Annotated in this window: 4 protein-coding genes; all 4 read right to left on the reverse strand. The window is 74.3% G+C overall.

Going from position 1 to position 3917, the window contains the following annotated elements; genetic code table 11:
• Positions 1 to 1761: protein-disulfide reductase DsbD domain-containing protein (locus tag VGR37_18325; GenBank protein HEV2149365.1), on the reverse strand; the 1761-nt coding region annotated here is incomplete at its 3' end.
• 80 nt (positions 1762 to 1841) lie between these two features.
• Positions 1842 to 2822 (reverse strand): M48 family metalloprotease, encoded by a 981-nt coding sequence (locus tag VGR37_18330; protein HEV2149366.1) that lies wholly within the window; start codon positions 2820 to 2822, stop codon positions 1842 to 1844.
• Positions 2815 to 3249: a BlaI/MecI/CopY family transcriptional regulator gene (locus VGR37_18335; protein ID HEV2149367.1), complete on the reverse strand. Its 435-nt coding sequence runs from the start codon at positions 3247 to 3249 to the stop codon at positions 2815 to 2817. The genes VGR37_18330 and VGR37_18335 overlap by 8 nt, the downstream gene beginning before the upstream one ends.
• Before the next feature lie 127 nt (positions 3250 to 3376).
• A partial coding sequence (locus VGR37_18340; protein HEV2149368.1) for a M15 family metallopeptidase occupies positions 3377 to 3917 on the reverse strand: 541 nt, incomplete at its 5' end.

Genomic DNA, 3917 nt, shown 5'->3' on the forward strand with positions numbered 1-3917 from the left:
GCCCAGCGCCCAGAGGCCGAATGCCAGCAGGGTGAGCGCGGCGAGCAGCGCCGTCACCGCGTCGATCCCGGCCTGCCGGCCGAGCACCCACGCGAGCCAGACCACGGTCGCGAGCAGCGGGAAGGCGAGCGCCTGCCGCAGCGTCACCATCCACGCACCGGGCCTCGGCAGCCACCGGCGCACGCGCGGCGCCACGGCGACGAGCGCGAGCGGCCACACCAGGCCGAGGCCGAGCGCGGTGAAGACGACGACGGCGCTCGCCGCCCCGCCGGCGATCCCGTACGCGACCGCGGCGGCGAGGAATGGCGCGGAGCAGGGCGTCGCGAGCGCGGTGACGAGGACCCCGCTCATGAACGCCTCGGCGGCCGGGGGCGTGCGGCCCGCGGCGACCGAGAGCGTGCCGCCCAACGGCGCGAGCTCGAAGACGCCGGCCATGTTGAGTGCGGCGGCGAACACGAGCAGCGCGAGCGCGCCCACCATGGCGGGGCTCTGGAGCTGGTAGCCCCACCCGACCTCGGCGCCGGCCGCGCGCAGGGCGAGCAGCACGCCCACCAGCGCCCACATCGACACGAGCACGCCCGCGCCGAAGAGCAGTGTGTGGCGCCGTGCCGTCCGTCCATCGTGCGCCGCCGCCTCGGCGACGCCGAGCGCCTTGATCGACAGCACGGGCAGGACGCACGGCATCAGGTTGAGCAGCGTGCCGCCGACGAGCGCGAGCAGTCCGGCGATCGCGAGCGCGAGCCACCCGCCGGCGTCGAGGGCGGCGCCGCCGGTGCCGGCGATCGCGGGTCCGAGCCCGTCGGCCGACGCGAGCTGCGCCATGCCCACCACCGGTGCATCCACCTCGATCGCGAGCCCCTCGTCACCGCTGTCTCGACCCGCGAGCGCGAGCACTCCCGTCAGCCGGGCCGGGGTCCCGCTGGCATACGACGAGCGCACGAGCCGGAGCTCCAGCGCGTCGCCGTCCACACGCACCGCGGCCGGCGCGGCGTGGTCGATGACGCCGGCCGAGTCCACGAAGAATCGGACGCGCGGCGTGTCGCCGCCCGCGAGCAGGCCCGACCCGTCGGGCGGGCGAACGCGGAGCACGATCGCGCCCGAGTCCACCGCCGAGCGGAACACCCAGTCGGCGCGGCGCACCGGGACGCGCGCGTCCTCGGCCGTGAACGCGCGAGCGGCGGCGGTGTCGACCTCCGGGGCCGCTCCCACCGGCAGCGTCAGCGCGAGGTCCACCTCGTCGGCGACGCACTCCACCTTGCACACCACCCACGTGACGGTGCCCGTGAGCGTCGCCGTCGACCCGACGCGCGCGGTGCGCGGGACGTGGACGGCACCGAGCAGGTGCACCTCGCGCTCGTAGCCGTAGCTGGCGAGCGGTGGTGACACGATCAGCTCCGGCGTCGGCCAGCGGAGCGGGGCCGCCGTGAACCCCTCGGGGAGCCGCCACTCCACGGAGGGTGGGCTCCCCACGTCGCCCGCGTGTCGCCAGTACGCGTGCCACCCGGGCTCTGGGCGGAGCCGGATCGCGACGGCCGCCGTCTCGCCCGGCACGAGCACGCGCGCGGCGCTCCGCAGCTCGACCTCGACGGGCCGGCTGGCGGTCGCGCGCGCGACGGCGCTCGCCCGCTGGAAAAGCGACTGGGCATCCGTCGTCGCCGGTGTCCCACCGACGGCGAGCGCGGCGACGAGCGCGCACAGGCCCGCGAGGGTGGCGGCGCCGAGCGGTGCCGGCGGTCGTGTTCTCTGGCTCAATGCGCTCACGGTGGCTCGGGTGAGTACTACACGACGTAGTGGAAACGGGCACGAGGAGTTCTCTTCATGGGCGCGGCCCGCAGATCCCCCTAGCGCCGCGGCGGGGCGAACGTTCGGTAGAACTCGGCCGCCGTCTCGTGAAGCTGGACGTGCCGGTCGGAGCCGTGGTAGTTCCAGAGGAACAGGGCCGTCCACAGCAGCGCCGCGGCGGCCAGCGATCGGCGTGCCGCAGTGAGCCACGCGCGGCGCGGGTCGGGCCGATAATCGACCAGGCGGCGGACGCGCGCCTCGACGCTGGGGCGGTTCCGGAGCAGGGGGTGGGCATGGATCCAGCGCGCCCCCCGCCGGCGGGGGAGCGCATTCTGGAGGCGCCACACCTGCACCAGCGACGCGGCGACCACCAGCGGGTTCTGCAGCGCCTCCACCACGCGGTCGTCGCAGGAGAGCTCGCGCCGGAAGACCACCCGCGGCCAGGCGACGGACCGGAAGGCCCAGAGCACGGCGAGCACCGCCGCGACGACCAGGCCGGCGTGCGCGAAGCCGAGGCGCTGCTCCATCCGGAAGAGCGCGTAGAGCACCGCGACCTGCAGGACCACCACGAGGGCGCCGATGGGCAGCAGGCTGCCGAGCAGGGCGCGCAGGTTGTCGCGCTGGCGCACGTGGACGAGCTCGTGCACCAGCACTGCGCGAAGCTCGTCCGCCCCCAGCGAGCGGACCAGGGCGGGCGCCAGGAAGACGGCGGGCCGGAAGCACCCCGTGGTGAACGCCAGCGGCGCCTCGTCCGGGGGCCGGTGCAGCGGGGGCAGGCGCTTCAGCCCGACCCGCGTGCCGGCCTCGCGATAGAGCTCGTGGAGCCCCGAGAACTCATCCGGGCCGTAGAGCGGGGACCGGCGGCGCAGGCGCCGGTCGGCGACGCAGTGGGCCCAGATCCGCGCGCCCGCGGCGGCGCAGAGGAGCAGCGTGAGCGCGCGGAGCACGTCCACGGGCGCCCCGCAGGTGCCCGGGATGACCAGCAGGGCCGGCACGCCCTGGAGGAGTCTGGTGTACGGGCCGTAGAACCACTCAAACATCGGAATCCGCTCGCCTCCGCTTCTCCTCGATGGCCTTCGCCAGCGCCTCGATCGCCGCTTCGTCCTGCTCGCCCACGAGGTCGACGAACTGGCTCATCGCGGGGGCGGTGAAGTCGTCCAGGAGCTCGCTCAGCACCGTGCCGACGGTGCGCCTGGTAAATTCCTCCTTGCTCGCGGCAGGCATGTACACGTACGCCGCGCCATCCTTCCGCTTCTCCAGCAGGCCCTTGTCCGCCAGGCGCGACATCACCGTCATGACCGTCGTGTACGCGAGCTCTCGGTCCGCCGCGGCGAGCCGCTTGTGGACGTCGTGGACCGTGGCCCGGCCGCGCGCCCAGATCGCCTCCATGACGTCCGCCTCGAGGTCGCCGAGGATCTTGCGCAATCCCTTCTTCCGCGGATCGAACGTGAAATGGTATCGGTCCATGGGATCGGAGGGACATGGGTTGTTACGACAGCGCGTAGTACGCTAGTGCTGTCGCGGCGTCCCGTCAAGAGGCACGGTACGATTCGGCAGAGTCCGCCTGCGGGCGGCTCGGGAGCTGGCGGCGCGTTCAGCGGAAGCAGCGGATGGGCACGTCCAGCGGCTCCCACTCGCCGGGCATCCCGAAGTGCCACCACTCTTTCTCGTAGTTCCGGAACCCCTCCGCCTCCATCGCCCGCACCAGCCGCTGCCGGTTCGTCTCCACCTCGCCGCCCGCGTTGGCGGTGTGCGCCGCCGGGGAGAAGTGGTCGTACGGGGTGCCCATCTCCAGCTCGCGGCCGCTGCGGAGGTCCACCAGCGTCAGGTCCACGGTGCCGCCGCGGTTGTGGCCGCTGCGCTCCGCCACGTACCCCTGCTCGATCACCCAGCGGTTCCCGGTCCGCTCCGCCCACTCCACCATGGCCCGGGTCGCGCGCACGGGGCGGTAGCCGTCGAACACCTTGAGCCCCAGCCCCTCCGCCCGGAGGCGCCGCTGCACGCGCGCCAGCGCCCGCGCCGCCTCGGGGCGCAGCAGGGCGCGCGCGTCCTCGTAGCCGGGGAGCGGCGCCCCGGTGAAGTTCTCGGGCGTGGCATAGTGGATCTCGGTGCGGATGGAGCGGTCCAGCGAGCGT

The sequence above is a fragment of the Longimicrobiaceae bacterium genome, from assembly GCA_035936415.1.
Taxonomy (GTDB): Bacteria; Gemmatimonadota; Gemmatimonadetes; order Longimicrobiales; family Longimicrobiaceae; genus JAFAYN01.

What these genes read in the sequence shown, in the direction of transcription:
- VGR37_18330 (HEV2149366.1), bottom strand. Translation starts at nt 2,822, where the DNA reads ATGTTTGAGTGGTTCTACGGCCCGTACACCAGACTCCTCCAGGGCGTG.
- VGR37_18335 (HEV2149367.1), bottom strand. Translation starts at nt 3,249, where the DNA reads ATGGACCGATACCATTTCACGTTCGATCCGCGGAAGAAGGGATTGCGC.